The sequence below is a fragment of the Vibrio pelagius genome, from assembly GCF_024347575.1.
GTDB lineage: Bacteria > Pseudomonadota > Gammaproteobacteria > Enterobacterales > Vibrionaceae > Vibrio > Vibrio pelagius.
Genome location: NZ_AP025504.1, coordinates 471,203 through 488,410 on the forward strand (window position 1 = coordinate 471,203; position 17,208 = coordinate 488,410).

At 44.7% G+C, this 17,208-nt stretch carries 14 protein-coding genes; 6 read left to right on the forward strand and 8 right to left on the reverse strand.

All coding sequences use genetic code 11. The annotated features are described in order from the left end of the window. Window positions 1-321: 321 nt before the first annotated feature. The gene (locus vsple_RS16300) at window positions 322-3,858 is read left to right on the forward strand and encodes a hypothetical protein (protein WP_261883872.1); all 3,537 of its coding nucleotides are present in this window, start codon (window positions 322-324) and stop codon (window positions 3,856-3,858) included. Between the two features lie 105 nt (window positions 3,859-3,963). Here the strand turns inward: vsple_RS16300 and vsple_RS16305 are convergent, their stop codons facing one another. From vsple_RS16305 to vsple_RS16315, 3 genes are all read right to left on the reverse strand, one after another. Further along, window positions 3,964-4,287: a serine protease gene (locus vsple_RS16305; RefSeq protein WP_261883873.1), complete on the reverse strand. Its 324-nt coding sequence runs from the start codon at window positions 4,285-4,287 to the stop codon at window positions 3,964-3,966. Further along, window positions 4,274-4,597, reverse strand: coding sequence for a hypothetical protein (locus vsple_RS16310; protein WP_261883874.1), 324 nt, complete (start codon window positions 4,595-4,597; stop codon window positions 4,274-4,276). Before vsple_RS16310 ends, vsple_RS16305 begins: the two co-directional genes overlap by 14 nt. A gap of 236 nt (window positions 4,598-4,833) precedes the next feature. Further along, complete coding sequence (locus vsple_RS16315; RefSeq protein ID WP_255232564.1) at window positions 4,834-5,268, reverse strand: YccF domain-containing protein; 435 nt, start codon at window positions 5,266-5,268, stop codon at window positions 4,834-4,836. A gap of 586 nt (window positions 5,269-5,854) precedes the next feature. Here vsple_RS16315 and vsple_RS16320 point away from each other — a divergent pair. Both vsple_RS16320 and vsple_RS16325 read left to right on the forward strand, forming a co-directional pair. After that, window positions 5,855-6,469, forward strand: a complete 615-nt coding sequence (locus vsple_RS16320; RefSeq protein ID WP_255232563.1) for an NAD(P)H-dependent oxidoreductase — start codon at window positions 5,855-5,857, stop codon at window positions 6,467-6,469. Window positions 6,470-6,472: 3 nt separating this feature from the next. Next, complete coding sequence (locus tag vsple_RS16325) at window positions 6,473-8,398, forward strand: monovalent cation:proton antiporter-2 (CPA2) family protein (protein WP_261883875.1); 1,926 nt, start codon at window positions 6,473-6,475, stop codon at window positions 8,396-8,398. A gap of 109 nt (window positions 8,399-8,507) precedes the next feature. Here vsple_RS16325 and vsple_RS16330 read toward each other — a convergent pair whose 3' ends face one another. Beyond that, the gene (locus vsple_RS16330) at window positions 8,508-8,888 is read right to left on the reverse strand and encodes a hypothetical protein (RefSeq protein ID WP_261883876.1); all 381 of its coding nucleotides are present in this window, start codon (window positions 8,886-8,888) and stop codon (window positions 8,508-8,510) included. 234 nt (window positions 8,889-9,122) lie between these two features. On the opposite strand from vsple_RS16330, the gene vsple_RS16335 reads away from it, so the two are divergent. Then, window positions 9,123-9,920, forward strand: coding sequence for a hypothetical protein (locus tag vsple_RS16335; protein WP_261883877.1), 798 nt, complete (start codon window positions 9,123-9,125; stop codon window positions 9,918-9,920). Between the two features lie 109 nt (window positions 9,921-10,029). Here the strand turns inward: vsple_RS16335 and vsple_RS16340 are convergent, their stop codons facing one another. The 4 genes from vsple_RS16340 to vsple_RS16355 all read right to left on the reverse strand — a co-directional run bounded on the left by vsple_RS16340 (window position 10,030) and on the right by vsple_RS16355 (window position 15,616). Then, entirely contained in the window at window positions 10,030-11,568 is a 1,539-nt protein-coding gene (locus vsple_RS16340) for a bifunctional GNAT family N-acetyltransferase/carbon-nitrogen hydrolase family protein (RefSeq protein WP_255232559.1), read from the reverse strand. Window positions 11,569-11,829: 261 nt separating this feature from the next. Then, window positions 11,830-12,861, reverse strand: a complete 1,032-nt coding sequence (gene tdh / locus vsple_RS16345) for an L-threonine 3-dehydrogenase (protein WP_032550347.1) — start codon at window positions 12,859-12,861, stop codon at window positions 11,830-11,832. Between the two features lie 82 nt (window positions 12,862-12,943). Then, window positions 12,944-14,137: a glycine C-acetyltransferase gene (locus vsple_RS16350; protein ID WP_261883878.1), complete on the reverse strand. Its 1,194-nt coding sequence runs from the start codon at window positions 14,135-14,137 to the stop codon at window positions 12,944-12,946. Between the two features lie 234 nt (window positions 14,138-14,371). Continuing rightward, entirely contained in the window at window positions 14,372-15,616 is a 1,245-nt protein-coding gene (locus tag vsple_RS16355) for an MDR family MFS transporter (RefSeq protein WP_261883879.1), read from the reverse strand. 240 nt (window positions 15,617-15,856) lie between these two features. Here vsple_RS16355 and vsple_RS16360 point away from each other — a divergent pair, with 240 nt between their 5' ends. Together vsple_RS16360 and gloA2 are read left to right on the forward strand one after the other, a co-directional pair. After that, entirely contained in the window at window positions 15,857-16,795 is a 939-nt protein-coding gene (locus vsple_RS16360) for a LysR family transcriptional regulator (protein WP_255232556.1), read from the forward strand. Then, window positions 16,789-17,172: an SMU1112c/YaeR family gloxylase I-like metalloprotein gene (gloA2, locus tag vsple_RS16365; RefSeq protein WP_261883880.1), complete on the forward strand. Its 384-nt coding sequence runs from the start codon at window positions 16,789-16,791 to the stop codon at window positions 17,170-17,172. The genes vsple_RS16360 and gloA2 overlap by 7 nt, the downstream gene beginning before the upstream one ends. Window positions 17,173-17,208: the final 36 nt, after the last annotated feature.

Below are 17,208 nucleotides of genomic sequence, written 5' to 3' on the forward strand. Positions count from 1 at the left end.
TAAAGTCGCCAAAATCCTCAGCAAAAACCAGCCTCACAGAGTGAAACAGATCACATATTGAAACAATCGCTCAAATTGTTTTCAGACACCAAAGAAGACATTACCCATCCTCACACCCACTCATAGAGCCCGTCATTCTATAAATTACCCGTTATTTGTCTTAGTGTTATTAACAACAAGATCAATAAACACAATGAATGCATACCAAACCTTGTTATTCATATGAGAAAACTGAGCATTTTGCCTGCCTTGCACAACTGAATTTCATTTCCTAGTTTTCATATGCAACAACTCTATACAACGTCAGTTTAGGATAAACTAATGAAAAAGAACCCACTCACTATTGTGCTGGGGCTGACTGCTAGTGTGGGTCTGGTCGGTTGTTTTGACGATTCCGATTCAGACTCCTCTAGCGGTTCCACTTCCAGTACATCTTACAGCGTCACGGCCATTGATGGATATTTGAATGGTGCCCAAGTTTGGCTAGACCTAAATGCAAACTTCCAGTTGGATTCTAATGAACCTTCTGCCACCACGGGAGAAGGAGGCAAAACTAGCCTAGATGTTACTGGTATTGCTAATCCAGAAACTTACCCTCTTGTCGTTAGGTCGATAAAAGGACAAACCATTGATGAAGATACTGGCAATACCGTCGCATCTGACTATGTGATGTCAGCTCCTGCCGGAGAGCAAGAAGTTACTCCACTCTCCACTTTAGTCCATGTCCAACTTGAATCAGGGCAAGCCTCCAGCAAAGAAGAAGCGATTACAAATGTCGCACAAGAAATGGGGTTAGACGCTGGAGAAGTTCTTGGTGACTACAAAGAAAAAAATAACGAGAAAGCCGCCTTTGGTGCAAGAAGCCTAGTTGCATCAGGTAAATTACCTGAAAGCCCAGAAGAACTCGAATCTGCTGCCAAAGATGATGATGGCAGTAACGATCTTTTAGCGGCCATCAGCATTGTAAACTCCAAAATCAAGGAAATTGTAGAAGACAATGAAGCAGATTTAGACTCCATTGTCTTTAATAAATCGGGGGTGGCGGACAAAGATACCGACAAAGACGGCGTGGCTGATGCGGATGACGCTTTTCCAAATGATGGTACAGAATGGCTAGACAGTGATAACGATAACATTGGTGATAATGCTGATACCGATGACGACGGAGATGGTGTTTCCGATACGGAAGATGAAATGCCATTAGATCCGAGCGAGACCAAAGATTCAGATTCTGACGGCAAAGGTGACAATGCCGATTTAGATGACGATAACGACGGAGTTCCAGACACAGAAGACGCATTCGACTTCGACCCAACAGAGACAGTCGACACTGATAATGACGGTATCGGCAACAATGCTGATGAGGACGACGATGGTGATGAAGTCAATGACGAAGAAGACGCATTTCCACTTGACCCATCTGAGAGTGTTGACACCGACAAGGATGGAACTGGTAACAACGCTGATACTGATGATGATGATGATGGCGTTTCCGACGAAGAAGATGACTTCCCACTAGATGAAAACGAAACTCTCGACACTGACAAAGATGGCATTGGTAATAATGCAGACCCTGATGACGATAATGATGGGGTCGACGATGAAAACGACCTAAATCCAACTGATCCAACGGTGGGGTTATCCGATACAGCAAAAGCCATCGAGTTTATAAAATCTGAAAGTGCTATTTATTCTCTTTGGGAGGATGATTACAGCAAAATCACCCAACTGTTTATCGACACCTTTACTCCAAATGGTGATGTTGCTCCATTAACCCAAATCCAACGTGTTAAATCTGACGGAACGCTAATAGCAGTGCCTAGTGATTCTGAGTCCGACACACAACTCACTGAACAGGGTTGGACCTCTATCCCCGAAGAGTACGTGTTGGATATCAGCGATAGCAAAATCATGGCTTACCCGGTAGATCAGCCGACGTTGACTTACCGTGCAACAGCTATCTATAAAGATCTATCCGGCGTCTCTGTTTCCTCTTACAACCTTGGTTTAGAGTTGCTGGAAGACAGTCAAGATAGCTACCCTGACGGTTCAACCGCCATAGTTCTTAACTTCACTCCGGTCAACGACGCGTACTATCTGTGGACAGACTGGACACCGTGGATTTTTGACGGCCTCGATGGCAAAGACAATGCAACATTAGACGAGTTAATCGTCGACACGAGCGTTGGTGAAGTTGGTCAGACATCAATGTACTACGGTGTATCAATTGGATGGGATGTGAGTGCCGAACTCGTCTCTGATAATACCGTCAACTTCTATTCTTTAAATTGGAATGATGGAGAAGCGGTAAGGGTATCGTCAGCCACTTGGTCTCGTTCAACGATGAACAATGAAGACATTATTGTGTTTACGGTTCCCGAGGAGGCAATCACTGAGTGGGGCGAAAGCTTTGATCAAGACTCTCCGCATGTCTTATTTAGTGTTGTTGACGGACAACTCCATCAGGGATCACTTGAAAAGGCAGGAGAGCCAGAAGTTGATGAAAGCATCTTCATAAATACCACCACGAGAGATGCCGTCTTGAGTATTGTTGATGTACCTGTTTCCACATGTAGTACTGGCGATGACGAAGACGATACAGCGACAACAAAAGAGTTTGAAGCCGCAGTTTCAGCTTGTGGAGGAAAAATCACCATCACGGAGCAGATGATTGTCGACCAAAACTTCCATCGTGTTAAAGGCAACGGTGATACCCGTGACTACTTCTTTAACGCTGATGGGACGGTAGATGTCTCTAAAAATGGTGAATACGGATATACAGACAATTGGGCGATTGACAATGGTGAAGTTGTTGTCACTTATACTGAGGAAGACTATAGCTCATCATGGACTTGGGCATTAGTTGAGCAATCACAATCTGTGTGGTCGTTGAAATTCTATGAATCCGAGGTTCAAGGTGAGCAGTCGAAGCAACTGATTTGGTCTGATACGGTCGAGCTTATACAAGGTAATGTTAGCTGCAGCTTCCCTGAAAACGCCAACGCATCATTGGATAGTTTTAAAAATGACCTCTCAGATTATTTAGCTTGTTCTGGCGAGCCATCAACCTCTGAGCTATCTGGTCTGCAACTTGGCCGAGTGAAAAGTAATGGTGAAACTCGCGGATATCAATTTAGAGACGATGGTACGGCCATAAATTACCGAAACGGAATACCTAGACATCGGGTATGGGAGTTTGATACCGATAACAACATGTATGTAGTCTACTATGACGAGGAAAAAACAGAGTTAGCTGAGTACATTACTGTTTTGTACAACAGCGAGGGTTCGGTCAGTCTCGCTTTCTATGAGCCAGACGCATCTGAGTCTTGGGCTTCAACCTACGAAGACATATCGACTAGCAACGGCATTTTCCATTGCGATGTAGGCAATACTGATTTGAATATCGAAGATAACGTACCAAATTATGGTTCTTTCCAAGACTACAAAGACAGTGTGGAGTCTTGTATCGGCCAAAGCGACTCTAACGCAGCGTTTAGTACAGAGTACTTCGATAGAACAATCAGCTTCACAAGCAGTTCAGATGACGATGGAGAGTTCGAAACTTTCGTATTTGAAGTAAATGGCACGGGCTCTTATATCGTTTCGCATGTCACTGAGGGTGACAAAGAAAACTTCACCATGACTTGGACTGTTAATGATGACACAAACTTGGTGGATGTGGTTATCGATGCAGGAGAAATAACCGCAAGAGATACTCTGGCGATTGTTGACAGCAATAGTGTCGAGTTTTCCATCAAAGGTTTCTCAAGAGCAAGCGATTGGGATGGCGTGGAAGATGACGACGGGGGGGACATTTGGTCCCGAGTTTTCACCGCGAGTCAACCCGATGACTGATTAGCGAAACTCACCGAGTAAATCAATGCCCCCTTATCTTTATAGAGTCAGTGAAGGGGGCATTATAGTTTCAACCTTCATAGTAGCCACTTTGTAGAAGCGTTCTTAATCAAAAAATGATTTTCCTGTAACTTCGGTTAACCAATCACTGACAGCGAGCAGAGGTACAAACACCGAAGGCTGATGATATTCAAAATCGTGCCACCTTACTGTCTCTGGAATGTAGCCATGATTAACACCAACGAGTTCACCAGATTGGTTATACACTCCACCGCCAGACATTCCAACACGAACTCGTCCAGTCGTTGCCGACATTGTGCATCCCTGCCAAGTAGCAATATTGATTTCACCTATGTAGTGGCCCGCGTTGAAGGTCGGCCCGCGCGTCATCGGGTAGCCAACGTGAGTAACAGGTTCACCTATAAACACAACACCGAGTTTTGATGTCTTGGTGCCTGGGGCGTTTGATTAACGCGACATCACATTCAGGATGATAAATCACGTCAAGACCCAACTTATCTAATAGGTGTTTATTGTGTTTAGCCGTTAACTCCCACTCCTCATCTAATCTAACCGTACTTGCTTCAGTGGTTTGAATAAACGGGATACCATAAATAATCTTCTGATTTTGTTCAATAAATCCCTCTTGATGGGGAGTGCTAACAGAAGATAAACCATTACTACAGCCAACCGACGCACTACATAAAAACAACATGAGTACGTTCGATTTTGTAGGCATATCGCCCTCCTTCCCTTCGTGCTATCGAAATTCAAGGGTGCAGACCTACTAATGCTAGACGAGTAATAATACGGTAACTAAACAACAAAACACTGATAAACATAAGACACACAAACTGCGCGCATATTGAGAATTCAAGGAGTAATGAGGATTAACTTAGAAGAAGTGAAGAGATTTAAAAACCAAAAGAGCATGCTTAATCGCGCGCTCTTTTCCAATCAAAACCGAATGAAACTTTAGCCTTTGTAGTTCCTTACACGAGCGGCTTCTGCCTCTCGCTTATCAACGACGGTTTTGCCTATAGGCGCTAGGGAGATCACGGCTAATTTGAGGTGCTGAATGGCGAATGGAATACCGATAATAGTAACAAAGCACGCCACAGCAGATAGCACATGTCCAATCGCTAGCCACACACCTGCGAATACGAACCAGATAATGTTGCCCAACATACCCAGTGGACTGGTACCGATATCACCCTCGTTAGTCAGTTCATCACGTGAGATAGCTTCTTGACCGAATGGAAAAAATGAGAAATTGCCCATTACGAAGCACGCCCTGCCCCAAGGGATACCGACAATAGTGATGAATGCCAGCAGTCCGAAGAACCACCACGCCAATCCCATAAATACGCCGCCGAACAAAAACCAAATGATATTGCCGATTGTTTTCATTAAGTGCACTCCAGAAATATTAGGTACGGCATTACACTGTGTAAGCCGTGGTTAGGGTTATTATTTCAAATCAAAGATGAACCGCCAATGAACCTTTGATATTAAAGATCATTTGATACTCACCACGATTCTCTTACACAAATCCTAGCAAGTGTTAGCTTCTTTGTTACTATAGCGGCAAGTTAGTTAACGAATAGACTGTTCAGGTTTAAAAGTAAGCGCAAAGGTCAAGCTTTATGAGCAACAACGAGCAACCAAAAAAGAAAATGAAAAACTGGGTACCTATCGTTTTTTTCGCCGTACTCAGCACCATTCCAGTGTTTATGTTTTTAGTTGATGTCTACATAAACCAATACATGTAGACAAACAGCAGCAATGGAAAGGCAGTGGTCGATAGCCACTGCTTTTTTGTTTTAAATTCCTATTGAACAACTCTTATCACTCAACATACGACAAAACCAAAAAACATCTCTGCTAATTTTCCTAACGTTATCTTGATTCAAATCCCAGCTATTTCATTGTTCTTCAATTCCTCTTCTATTATTGTAACGAGTAGATATTGTTCGAAATATATAAAGAGGGCCATATGCCGAAGAATCGAGTTCTGGTGTTGTTTGCGCACCCATCTCAACACCGCTCAGAAGCGAACAAACCACTGTTTAACCAAGCCAAGAAAATTGAAAACGTCACATGTGTCGATCTTTACGCTGAATACCCAACCTTTAATATCAATATTGATCGTGAACAGAAACGCCTTCTTGAGCATGACATTATTATCTTTCAATTCCCTCTCTACTGGTATTCGACCCCAGCCATTCTTAAAGAGTGGCAAGACTTAGTTCTAGAGTACGGTTTTGCTTACGGCGCAGATGGCCATGAACTAGAAGGTAAGAAGTTTCTCTGTAGCATTACTGCAGGCGGCAAAGAAGATGCCTATCAAACCGACGGCTACAACCACTTTACGATACGCGAGCTACTTCATCCTCTTGAGCAAACTGCATCTTTATGTGGCATGGATTACTTAGCACCATACGCTCTATTTGGCTCACGTACCGCGTTGGAAGAGAATCGTATCGTTGGCCACGTTGAACGCTATAAATTCTTATTGGAGTCATTGGTTGCCGGCAACATCGATTATAGGAAAGCGAGAAAAGCTGCCAAGTTAAACCACTACCTCGACGAAATCATCAACAAGGACTAAAGAATGACAGGATATTTTCTACAAGCCTTTATCTACTTAGTCGCCGCCGTGATCGCGGTTCCGATTGCCAAACGCCTAGGCTTAGGCTCCGTATTGGGTTACCTAATTGCTGGTGTGGTGATCGGCCCTATTATTGGCCTTGTTGGTGAAGAGACAACCACCATCCAACACTTTGCCGAATTTGGCGTGGTAATGATGTTGTTTTTAGTCGGTTTGGAGCTTGAGCCCAAAATGCTGTGGGCGATGCGCAATCGTCTAATGGGGTTAGGCGGCTTGCAGGTTGGCGGGACAGCAGCGATTGTCATGGGCATCGCACTTGTATTTGAACAGCCTTGGACCATTGCATTAACCATCGGTCTGATCTTTGCGCTCTCTTCTACTGCTATTGTTCTGCAAACCTTTAATGAGAAGAGGCTGTCAAAAACCGAAGGGGGCCAAAATGCCTTTTCGGTGTTGCTATTCCAAGATATCGCCGTTATTCCGATGTTGGCTTTTATCCCACTCTTGGCACTGCCAGAACTGGTTGAAGCGGCGCAAAATGCAGTGTCGGCTGCAGCTGGTCACCATGATGAACTCAGTTTAGTCGCAGGGCTGCCGGGCTGGGCATATGGGCTTGTGATTACCACCTCTATCGCACTAGTGGTGGTCGGTGGACACTTCTTGAGTCGCCCGCTTTTCCGCTTCGTTGCAAGCTCTGGATTACGTGAAATTTTTACAGCAACCGCTCTCATGCTGGTGATTGGTATCGCAGCATTAATGAGTCTGGTTGGCCTATCGCCTGCATTAGGTACTTTCCTTGCAGGTGTGGTACTTGCTAACAGTGAATTCCGTCATGAACTGGAGTCCAATATAGACCCGTTTAAAGGGCTACTACTTGGCCTTTTCTTTATTACGGTAGGCGCGGGAATCAACTTCGATGTTCTGTTTAATGATTTCATCCTAGTCATCGGCTTGACTCTGGGCGTCATGCTATTGAAAGCAGCGGTGCTATTTGTCTTGGCACTGATTTTCAAGATTAAGAACAGCGACCGCTGGCTATTTACACTGAGCTTGGCGCAAGCCGGTGAATTTGGTTTTGTACTATTGAGTTTCTCTGCTCAAAACCATGTATTGCCACCTGACATCGTGCAAATCCTGTCTCTGGTTGTCGCGTTATCGATGTTCCTAACGCCAGGCCTCTTTATCTTGTTCGACAAAGTGATCCTTCCTCGTTACGAACAGAAATCTAACGATAGAGAAGAAGATACTATTGAAGAGAAAGGCACAGTGATCATCGCGGGTATTGGTCGTTTCGGTCAGATCGTGAACCGTCTGCTGGTGTCGAATGGCGTAAATACAGTAGTACTAGATCACCAAGCCAACCAAGTGGATGTGCTGCGATCAATCAACATCAAATCGTACTTCGGTGATGCGACTCGACCAGATTTACTGCACACTGCAGGAATTGAAGATGCGGCGCTCTTTGTGGTAGCTATCGACAATCAAGATGCCAGTGTCGAGCTGGTGAAATATGTCAAACACACCTATCCGAAAGTAAAGATACTGGCGCGCGCCTACGACCGTGGACACGGTTATCGTTTGAGAGAAGTGGGAGCCGATTATATAGAGTCAGAGACGTATCACTCTGCCTTAGAGATGGGTGCCGAGGCACTTCGCTCACTAGGTCACCATCAATTCTTTGTTGAGCAGCAAAAATCGACTTATATGAGAGTGGAGAACCGCAAATCAGAGAAGCTATATCAAGCTTGGGCTGCGGCTGAAGATAACCCTCGTTACGACAACAACTATCGTCAAATATTCATTCATCTAGAAGAAGCAATGAAAGAAGATATGAAGAAAGACCGTTCAGACAAACACACTCGCTCTGAACGTGGTTGGACACCACCACCGAAAGGTTATGCGGACGACTTTGAGGAAGAAGAGACATAAAGTATTCCCAACACAAATCAAAACGCGGCTCAATTAGCCGCGTTTTTCATTTCGATCAGAAGCCATATACCGGAGTTACGAGATACCTCGGCAAGTACTTATCAACTCACTACTTCAGGTTCTCAAGCCCAGATGTATCAACACCTTTAACCGCGTCACGTGCAACTTGGTCAAAGTCATCTGATTTCCCCTTGGGCGGTGGAGAGGAAAGTATTCCTTTAGAAATGGAATCATTCTGGCTTTGCAGTGATTTTCCTTCTTTCTCACCCGCTAACCAACCCCGTCTGTAATCATCATCGGTGTCATATCGTGCGTTATCTTTCACGTACGATTCAAAGTCGTTTCCACCTTCGTACAACCCACTATGGCGTCCATCATGGAAGCCTTGAATATACGAATCACTGCGGCCTTGTTGCTGGAGGTCGCGATCTGTCGTACCACAACCAAACAAGATAAAAGGTACCAGTAAAATGAATATTCGTTTGATCATATTGATCACCCTCCTCTAACACTCAACCTAGAGATCATGTCATTACACATGAGCTCTCGCCTATTAGTAACCCTAGCACAAAACGACTAATCTAGACTTAGAGGTGAATTTTATTGGCTCTCGGTTACTAAAACATGAACACCTCAAAACAAGGTGTCACCTTTTTCGCAGCAATTTTGATCCATAATCTAACTCCACATTTGCTAACAACTTACTCTTATAGGCGGATAAATAATGAACAAAGGTCTACTTTTGACACTGGCCATCCCTTTGATCCTTACAGGTTGCGGTTCAGATAGTGATTCGCCAGAACCAAAACTCACCCAACAACAAAAAGAGAGCCTAAAAAATTCCGTTGAGATTTTAGAAAAGAAGGCAAATCAAGAGCTAGAAGCATCTGATGATCTCTCACCTCAAACTGACTATGCCCAGTTACTTGTAGATGCAGGGTTGCCACCGATGACAGCCAATAGTTTGTGTTTACCTAATGAAGTGGTTGCTATTCAAGATGACGGGGTAGTGTTAACCATCAACTCAGAATGCTCAGTTGATAGCGATGTGTTACATAGTACCTATGTTGTATCATCAAACAACGACCAAGCTGAAAAAACGCTATTTCAAGCGAATACATCTATCGACCTAAATAGTCACAACGTTGACCTTCTACTTTCAGCCCAAAATAACAACGTTTCTGATGCTTCAACACACGAACTACTTCATCGAGACTTTGGGTTTGGTAGCCCGTCTGATTCAAATGCTGAATCAACTTATCGCCTAGACGTAATGCCTAACGGACTTGTTAACTTAAGCATAGAATTTGAGTTTATGGCCCCTGTCGACCAAGAAAGACTTGTACAGATCAGTGAACCGGGAGAAGCGACGAGTTTCTATCAAATAATGATGCTCGAACCGAGTGATGAAAATACGAGTGGCAATACTCAATATGATCTACCAACACAAATGGCGATCAACTCGTACTATCCCACTTTCAAATCCATTCTGTCGACTTTCTCAAGCGGCTTGGGCTCTTAAATCATGTTAAAGCGCCAAACCGCGTAAGTCGTTACCGCTCAACCAAAGCACTGAATCAGGCACACCTCCCCTAGTTAGCTTTTTCAGTGCTTTTTCTTGAACCTCACATTCAGGCTTTGTTTGTTTTAGTAAATCCACCGTACAAGTCGAGTCGGCGATGGCGTAAGTTAGTGACTGAGCCTTCGGTATTAAGCTGTTTAAGCTTAGTTAAATCAACATCCGCAAAAATGATCATTTCGGTATTGGCGCTGGCTTCTGTCAAGGTTGCATCGTGTGGGAAGTAAATGTCAGAAGGCGAGAACACCGCTGACTGTGCATATTGAATATCCACGTTATCGACTCGCGGGAGGTTGCCCACACTGCCACCAATCGCCACATAACACTCGTTCTCAATGGCCCGCGCTTGAGAACAAATACGCACGCGCTGATATCCATTTTTAGTATCAGTCCAAAACGGCACAAACAGTATTTGCACGCCTTGATCGGCCATCATTCGGCCCAACTCTGGAAACTCACTGTCGTAACAAATGAGTATTCCCACTTTACCTGCATCTGTATCAAATACCTGTACCTTATCGCCACCGTCAATCACCCAATCTTTTTGCTCATGAGGGGTGATATGTACTTTGTATTGAGCATTAATGCTTCCATCACGCTGCAATAGATAAGCGACATTATAAAGCTTACCATCCTCTTCAATAATCGGCATACTTCCGGCAATGATATTGATGTTGTAAGTCACGGCTAATTGAGAGAAACGAGACTTGATCTCTTCAGTGAAACTTGCCAGAAAACGGATCGCCTCAACCGAGCTTTGTTCCTTTTTTAGTCCCATAAGCGGGGCGTTGAAAAATTCAGGGAAAAGCGCAAAATCGGCTTGATAGTTGGCAAGAGAGGAGATAAAAAACTCAGCTTGATCGAGCAAATCTTCTAAATCGTTCATGGCACGCATTTGCCATTGCACCACACCTATGCGAATGAGATTCTTCTCGACATCGTGAACCGATTGTATGTCTTCCTCGTAGAAAAAATTGTCCCATTCCAAGAGTGTGGCATACCCTTTAGAGGCATCATCCTCAGGCAGATAACCGCGCATAATTCGTTTCACATCGAAGTCGTTGGCTAGCTGAAACGACAAAATAGGATCGTGCAATTCGCGGCGCTTTACCTTATCGATGTATTCCGCCACACTCAACTCATCCGCGTACTTATGGTACTCAGGGATTCGCCCGCCCGCTAATATCGCTTTAAAGTTTTTGCTTCGGCACAACTCTTTTCGGGCGTTGTACAAACGACGTCCCAAACGCAACCCTCGATAATCCGGATGCACAAATACATCCAAACCATACATAGCATCACCGTTTGCTTTATTCTGGATCACGTTGTTTTCACTAATGATGTCCGTGTAAAGGTGAGGAAGCGAAATGCGGTTGTAGTTGACTTTAATCGTCAAGGCAGCGCCGATGATCTTGCCGTTATCTTCAATGCAAATTTGCCCATCAGGAAACTGATTAATCAGATCCAGAATGGTCATGCGTGGCCACGCCCCCCCTACATCTGGGAAAACGAGGTTCATGAGTGCTGCAAGCTCGGTATAATCCGATGGCTCAATTGTACGTAGAGAAAGCTGATGTGAGTTGGTATCCATATCCGACGGTCCATGTGTCCTTTTTTGAACGATAGAAATTAGGATGCCACATTTTGATTCATACATACACCTCACCGATGTAAGGCGATAACGTTATTGTGTTATTTTTCAATATCAGCGAGGGCTAAAAACTAAAAAAGCCACTTTATATACTAAAGTGGCTTAGTTTGATTACCGTGATGGGACAAGGCTAATCTTTGATGATGGAGAAGTTACCTTCTAACACATCAACATGATTGGCTTCTTACAAGAAATCCAACCCTACTCCCAATCAAGGATTACTTTACCCGACATACCAGAGCGCATCATGTCGAAGCCTGCTTGGAAGTCGTCCACTTTGTAGTGGTGCGTGATGATTGGTGTTAGATCTAGACCAGACTGGATCAGTGAAGCCATCTTGTACCAAGTTTCGAACATCTCACGACCGTAGATACCTTTGATAACCAAGCCTTTAAAGATTACTTGGTTCCAGTCTACTGCCATGTCTGATGGTGGAATACCTAGTAGAGAAATCTTACCGCCGTGGTTCATGTTAGTCAGCATGCTGTTGAACGCAGATGGTACGCCAGACATTTCTAGACCTACGTCGAAGCCTTCTGTCATGCCTAGATCCGCCATCACGTCTTCAAGCTTCTCTTCCATCACGTTTACCGCGCGCGTTACACCCATCTTCTTAGCTAAGTCTAGGCGGTATTCGTTTACGTCAGTGATCACAACGTGACGAGCACCCACGTGCTTAGCAACTGCTGCAGCCATGATACCGATTGGACCAGCACCAGTGATTAGCACGTCTTCACCTACCAGGTCGAAAGAAAGCGCTGTGTGTACTGCGTTACCAAACGGGTCGAAGATAGATGCTAGATCGTCAGAGATCTCTGCTGGGATCTTAAACGCGTTGAACGCTGGAATCACAAGGTATTCAGAGAACGCACCCGTGCGGTTAACACCAACACCTGTTGTGTTACGACAAAGGTGAGTACGACCACCACGACAGTTACGACAGTGACCACATGTGATGTGACCTTCGCCAGATACACGGTCGCCGATTTCAAAACCACGAACTTCTTGGCCGATGCCAACAACTTCACCCACGTATTCGTGACCTACAACCATAGGCACTGGAATTGTGTTTTGTGACCACTCATCCCAGTTGTAGATGTGTACGTCTGTACCACAGATTGCGGTTTTCTTAATACGGATAAGAAGATCATTATGACCCATTTCAGGTTTTTCAACCTCGGTCATCCAAATGCCTTCTTCAGGCTTAAGCTTAGAAAGTGCTTTAATTTTCATAATGTTACCTAGTTCATCTCGCCTAACTATAAGGCGAGAATCAAAAAACTTTTTTATCTATATTCTGAGTAAAACCTCAGAATTAGATGATTTCCATCTCTTTACCCACTTCGATGAATGCATCGATAGCGCGATCTAGTTGCTCACGTGAGTGTGCAGCAGACATTTGAGTACGGATACGCGCTTGACCTTTTGGTACTACAGGGAAAGAGAAACCTACAACGTAGATGCCTTTCTCTAAAGCACGCTCAGCAAAATCAGCCGCTACTTTCGCATCACCTAGCATGATTGGAATGATTGCGTGGTCAGCACCACCCATAGTGAAACCTGCGTCTTCCATACGAGTACGGAAGTGTGCAGCGTTTTCCCATAGACGGTCGCGAAGCTCGCCGCTCTCTTTTAAAAGATCAAGAACACGGATAGACGCGTTAACGATCGCAGGAGCCACTGAGTTAGAGAATAGGTATGGACGAGAACGCTGACGTAGCCAGTCGATCACTTCTTTCTTACCAGATGTGTAGCCGCCTGAAGCGCCACCCATTGCTTTACCTAGCGTACCTGTGATGATGTCGATACGATCAACAACGTTATGGAACTCGTGAGTACCAGCGCCGTTTTCGCCCATGAAGCCAACTGCGTGAGAATCATCAACCATCACTAGCGCATCGTACTTGTCTGCTAGGTCACAGATAGCGGGAAGGTTTGCTACTACGCCGTCCATAGAGAATACGCCGTCAGTTACGATTAGCGTGTGACGAGCGCCTGCTTCTTTAGCAGCGATAAGTTGCTGCTCTAGCTCTTCCATGTTGTTGTTCGCGTAACGGAAGCGCATTGCTTTACATAGGCGGACACCATCAATGATTGAAGCGTGGTTTAGAGCATCAGAGATGATTGCATCTTCTTTGCCTAGGATAGTTTCGAAAAGACCTGCGTTCGCATCGAAACAAGATGTGTAAAGAATCGTGTCCTCTTTACCAAGGAATGTAGACAGTTTGTCTTCTAGCTTTTTGTGGATGTCTTGAGTACCACAGATGAAACGTACAGACGCCATACCAAAGCCGTGTTGATCCATACCTGCTTTACCAGCTTCGATAAGCTCAGGGTGGTTAGCTAGACCTAAGTAGTTGTTTGCACAGAAGTTAAGCACTTCTTCGCCTGTTGAAATTTTAACAGCTGCTTGCTGCTGAGAAGTGATTACACGCTCAGACTTGTAAAGACCTTCAGCCTTTACTTCTTCAATTTGTTTTTCAATCTGTTGGTAGAATGCAGAAGACATTGTCTAATTCCTTCCTAGTTATTATTCACAGCGCATTCGCTGCTTATTTATAGGGGAAGTGTAAACGGTGACAGGAGCGCCATTTACACTGTAAAACTAATGCCTATATTCTAGTAGAACATCTCGGTATCGATTATCCCTCTAGTTGGAAAAACATTAATGAATCTGAGGCATCAATAAAATACCTTAACTATGAAGATAGTCACAATTCTGTGTTCGTGATTTCGGCATCGGTTAACTCTGGGTAACCGGCGCTCTTTCGACACTGTCTTCGGTATGCTCAGCCAGCCAGTACAACCAAATCATCACCAAACATAGGATAAAGCAGAGCACAAATAGCCAGTAAGCGCTGAGCACCTCTATCACCACACCGCCAAGCAGCGGTGCAATAGCGAAGCCAAGAGAATAAAGAGCAGCCGCACCGAAGTAAGAACCTCTTAGATGTGGTGGTGCCATTCTATCGATTTGTACATTAAGGGTTGGGAAAGCAATTACTTCTCCTAGGCTTAATATAAAGCAAGCCATTCCCCAGCCTAGAGGCCAATCATTTGGTGTAAAAAGAAAGCCAATTTGAGCAATCGCCATCAAAATCATGCCAATTCGGGTTCTTACGAACAGAGGCACGTGCTCGAGCCATTTAAGCATTGGGAATTGAAACACAATAATCGTCAGCGTATTCACCAACACTAACCCAGCAATAAGTTGCGCGGCATCAGTGATGGAAGAGCGCACGATGACTTGAGGAATTGACGACTCAACCTGCGCGTAAACAAACATCATGATGAAGTTGGCGACCATCAGTTTTACAAAAATATTGTCTTTACGAATCACATTAAGCGTCGCGGCAAAATTAGGCAGTTGAGAGGGATCTGGCTTGGTAAAAGTACCTTTGCGTTCGATTCCTAACAGCAGCCAGAAACCGTAAACGACATAAGTACCACCAGCAACAAAGAACAGGTTCTGTGGCTGAGAAAGCGCCAAAGTGATACCAATTAGTGGGCCAAGTGCGCCACCCAAATTAAGTAAGAAGTAACGAATGTTCAGTGCTAGCTCACGATCTTTCAAATCTTTGAGGTTATCGCCTATGACTGCCTTAGCTGGAGCTTCGATCATTGGACGCATTAGACCTGTCATCATGATCAGCACATAGAACTGCCACACTTCACTCGCCAATGCGATACCGGTGTAGGATATCGAGGCAATCCAACTGCCTAACACCATTACCCATTTGCGCCCTAGCTTATCCGAAAGGTAGCCCGAGTAGAGCCCTGTTCCCGCCCCAACAACAGCGGACACCGCAAGCATGGTGCCGACTTCAATTGCAGACGCACCGTAATCTTCATAGAGAAAAACAATCAGAAAAGGCCATGCCATAAAGTAGCTTGTTCGGGCGAGTAACGTTCCAGTCAGAACTGTCCATACTGAAAAGTTAAACCGTTTTATACGCTGCTTTTCAAACAAGCTTTCCGATCTATCCATGAATATCTTTCCTTTAACCAACTGATTTAATTATGACTATTCAGCCAGTATATGTATTTGATTGAATAAATACATAGGCAGGAATTGTTTTTATAAAACACGGAATCTTGTGCTTAATCTTCCATCATTATTTGATACAAGCCACACAAAACACTGCGCTTAATATTGAATGGAGTTTGACGTATGATGCTGATTGTCAATTTCTAGAAATATCAGCCCACTGGCCGAGTACCTAACGTTATGATCAACCCAAAACTGATAGCCCTGCTTCCTGATCTTGCCTCCTTTATTTTGGTGGTTAATGAGGGCAGTTTTACCGCCGCAGCTAAACAACTTGGTGTGACGCCATCGGCGCTGAGCAAGCTCATCACCCGTTTGGAAAAAGCCCTGTCAGTGAAGCTATTTGAGCGTACTACGCGAAGCCTTATCATTACCCAGGCTGGTCAACTGGTGTACGACCAGAGTGTAGTGATGATTAATGCGGCACAACAAGCGGTTGAGCTCTCGACATCTGATCATACTGAGCCCGCAGGTTCTCTGATTGTGGCAGCGCCCGAAGCTTTCTTAAACTCAGTTTTACAGCCCTTTGTTGTCCCTTTCCTAAACCAATACCCAGAGATTCAGCTCAAACTGCGCGCTGCCGATGGTGATATCGACATTCTGCGTCAGGGGATTGATATCGCGTTTCGCCTCACTGATAAACCCGATGAGAGCTTGGTGCTTAAGGAGCTCGGAAAAACCAACCTCGTGTTGTGCGCAAGCCCAGATTACCTTGCGAATAAGGGAACGCCGTCACACCCGACCGATCTTAGCCAACATGACTGTCTGTACCTTGCAGAGACCGACAAAGACCATATTTGGGATTTCCTTAAAGATGATGAGTTCCACACGGTATCGGTCAGCGGACGTTACGCAGTAAACCACTCGCAAATGCGTTTAAAGGGTGTGCAGGAAGGCTTAGGAATCGGGATCTTCCACGACTTCGTGATTCAGGATGCGCTCGCTGAAGGGAGCGTCGTTCAAGTCCTCAATGACTGGACAATCAAAAGTAACTACCACGGCGCAATCGCAATGCAGTTTGCTCAAACGAAATACATGCCAGCGCGACTTCGCGTTTTCATTGATTACGCCATGAAACACTTAAGCGACAAACTGGCAGGAGAAACAAAACAGTGCTGAAAGGAATCCACCATGCGGCAATTATCTGCTCTGATTATCAAGTCTCGAAACGCTTCTATACCGAGACTCTAAAACTGGAAATTGTTGCCGAGAACTATCGAGAAGCACGCCAATCTTACAAACTCGACTTAGCATTACCGAATGGTGCACAAATTGAACTGTTCAGCTTTCCCAATGCTCCCGAAAGGCCAAGCTTTCCAGAAGCTCAAGGGTTAAGACATTTAGCTTTTTGTGTCGATGACGTTCAACAAATGAAAGGCTACCTAGAAAGTAAAGGCGTGGAAGTCGAACCGATTCGAGTGGATGAGTTCACCGGTCGAGAGTTTACCTTTTTCGCAGACCCCGACGGATTGCCTCTGGAACTTTATCAGGCGTAAAAAACCAACAAATACATAGCATTATCCGTTTAAATC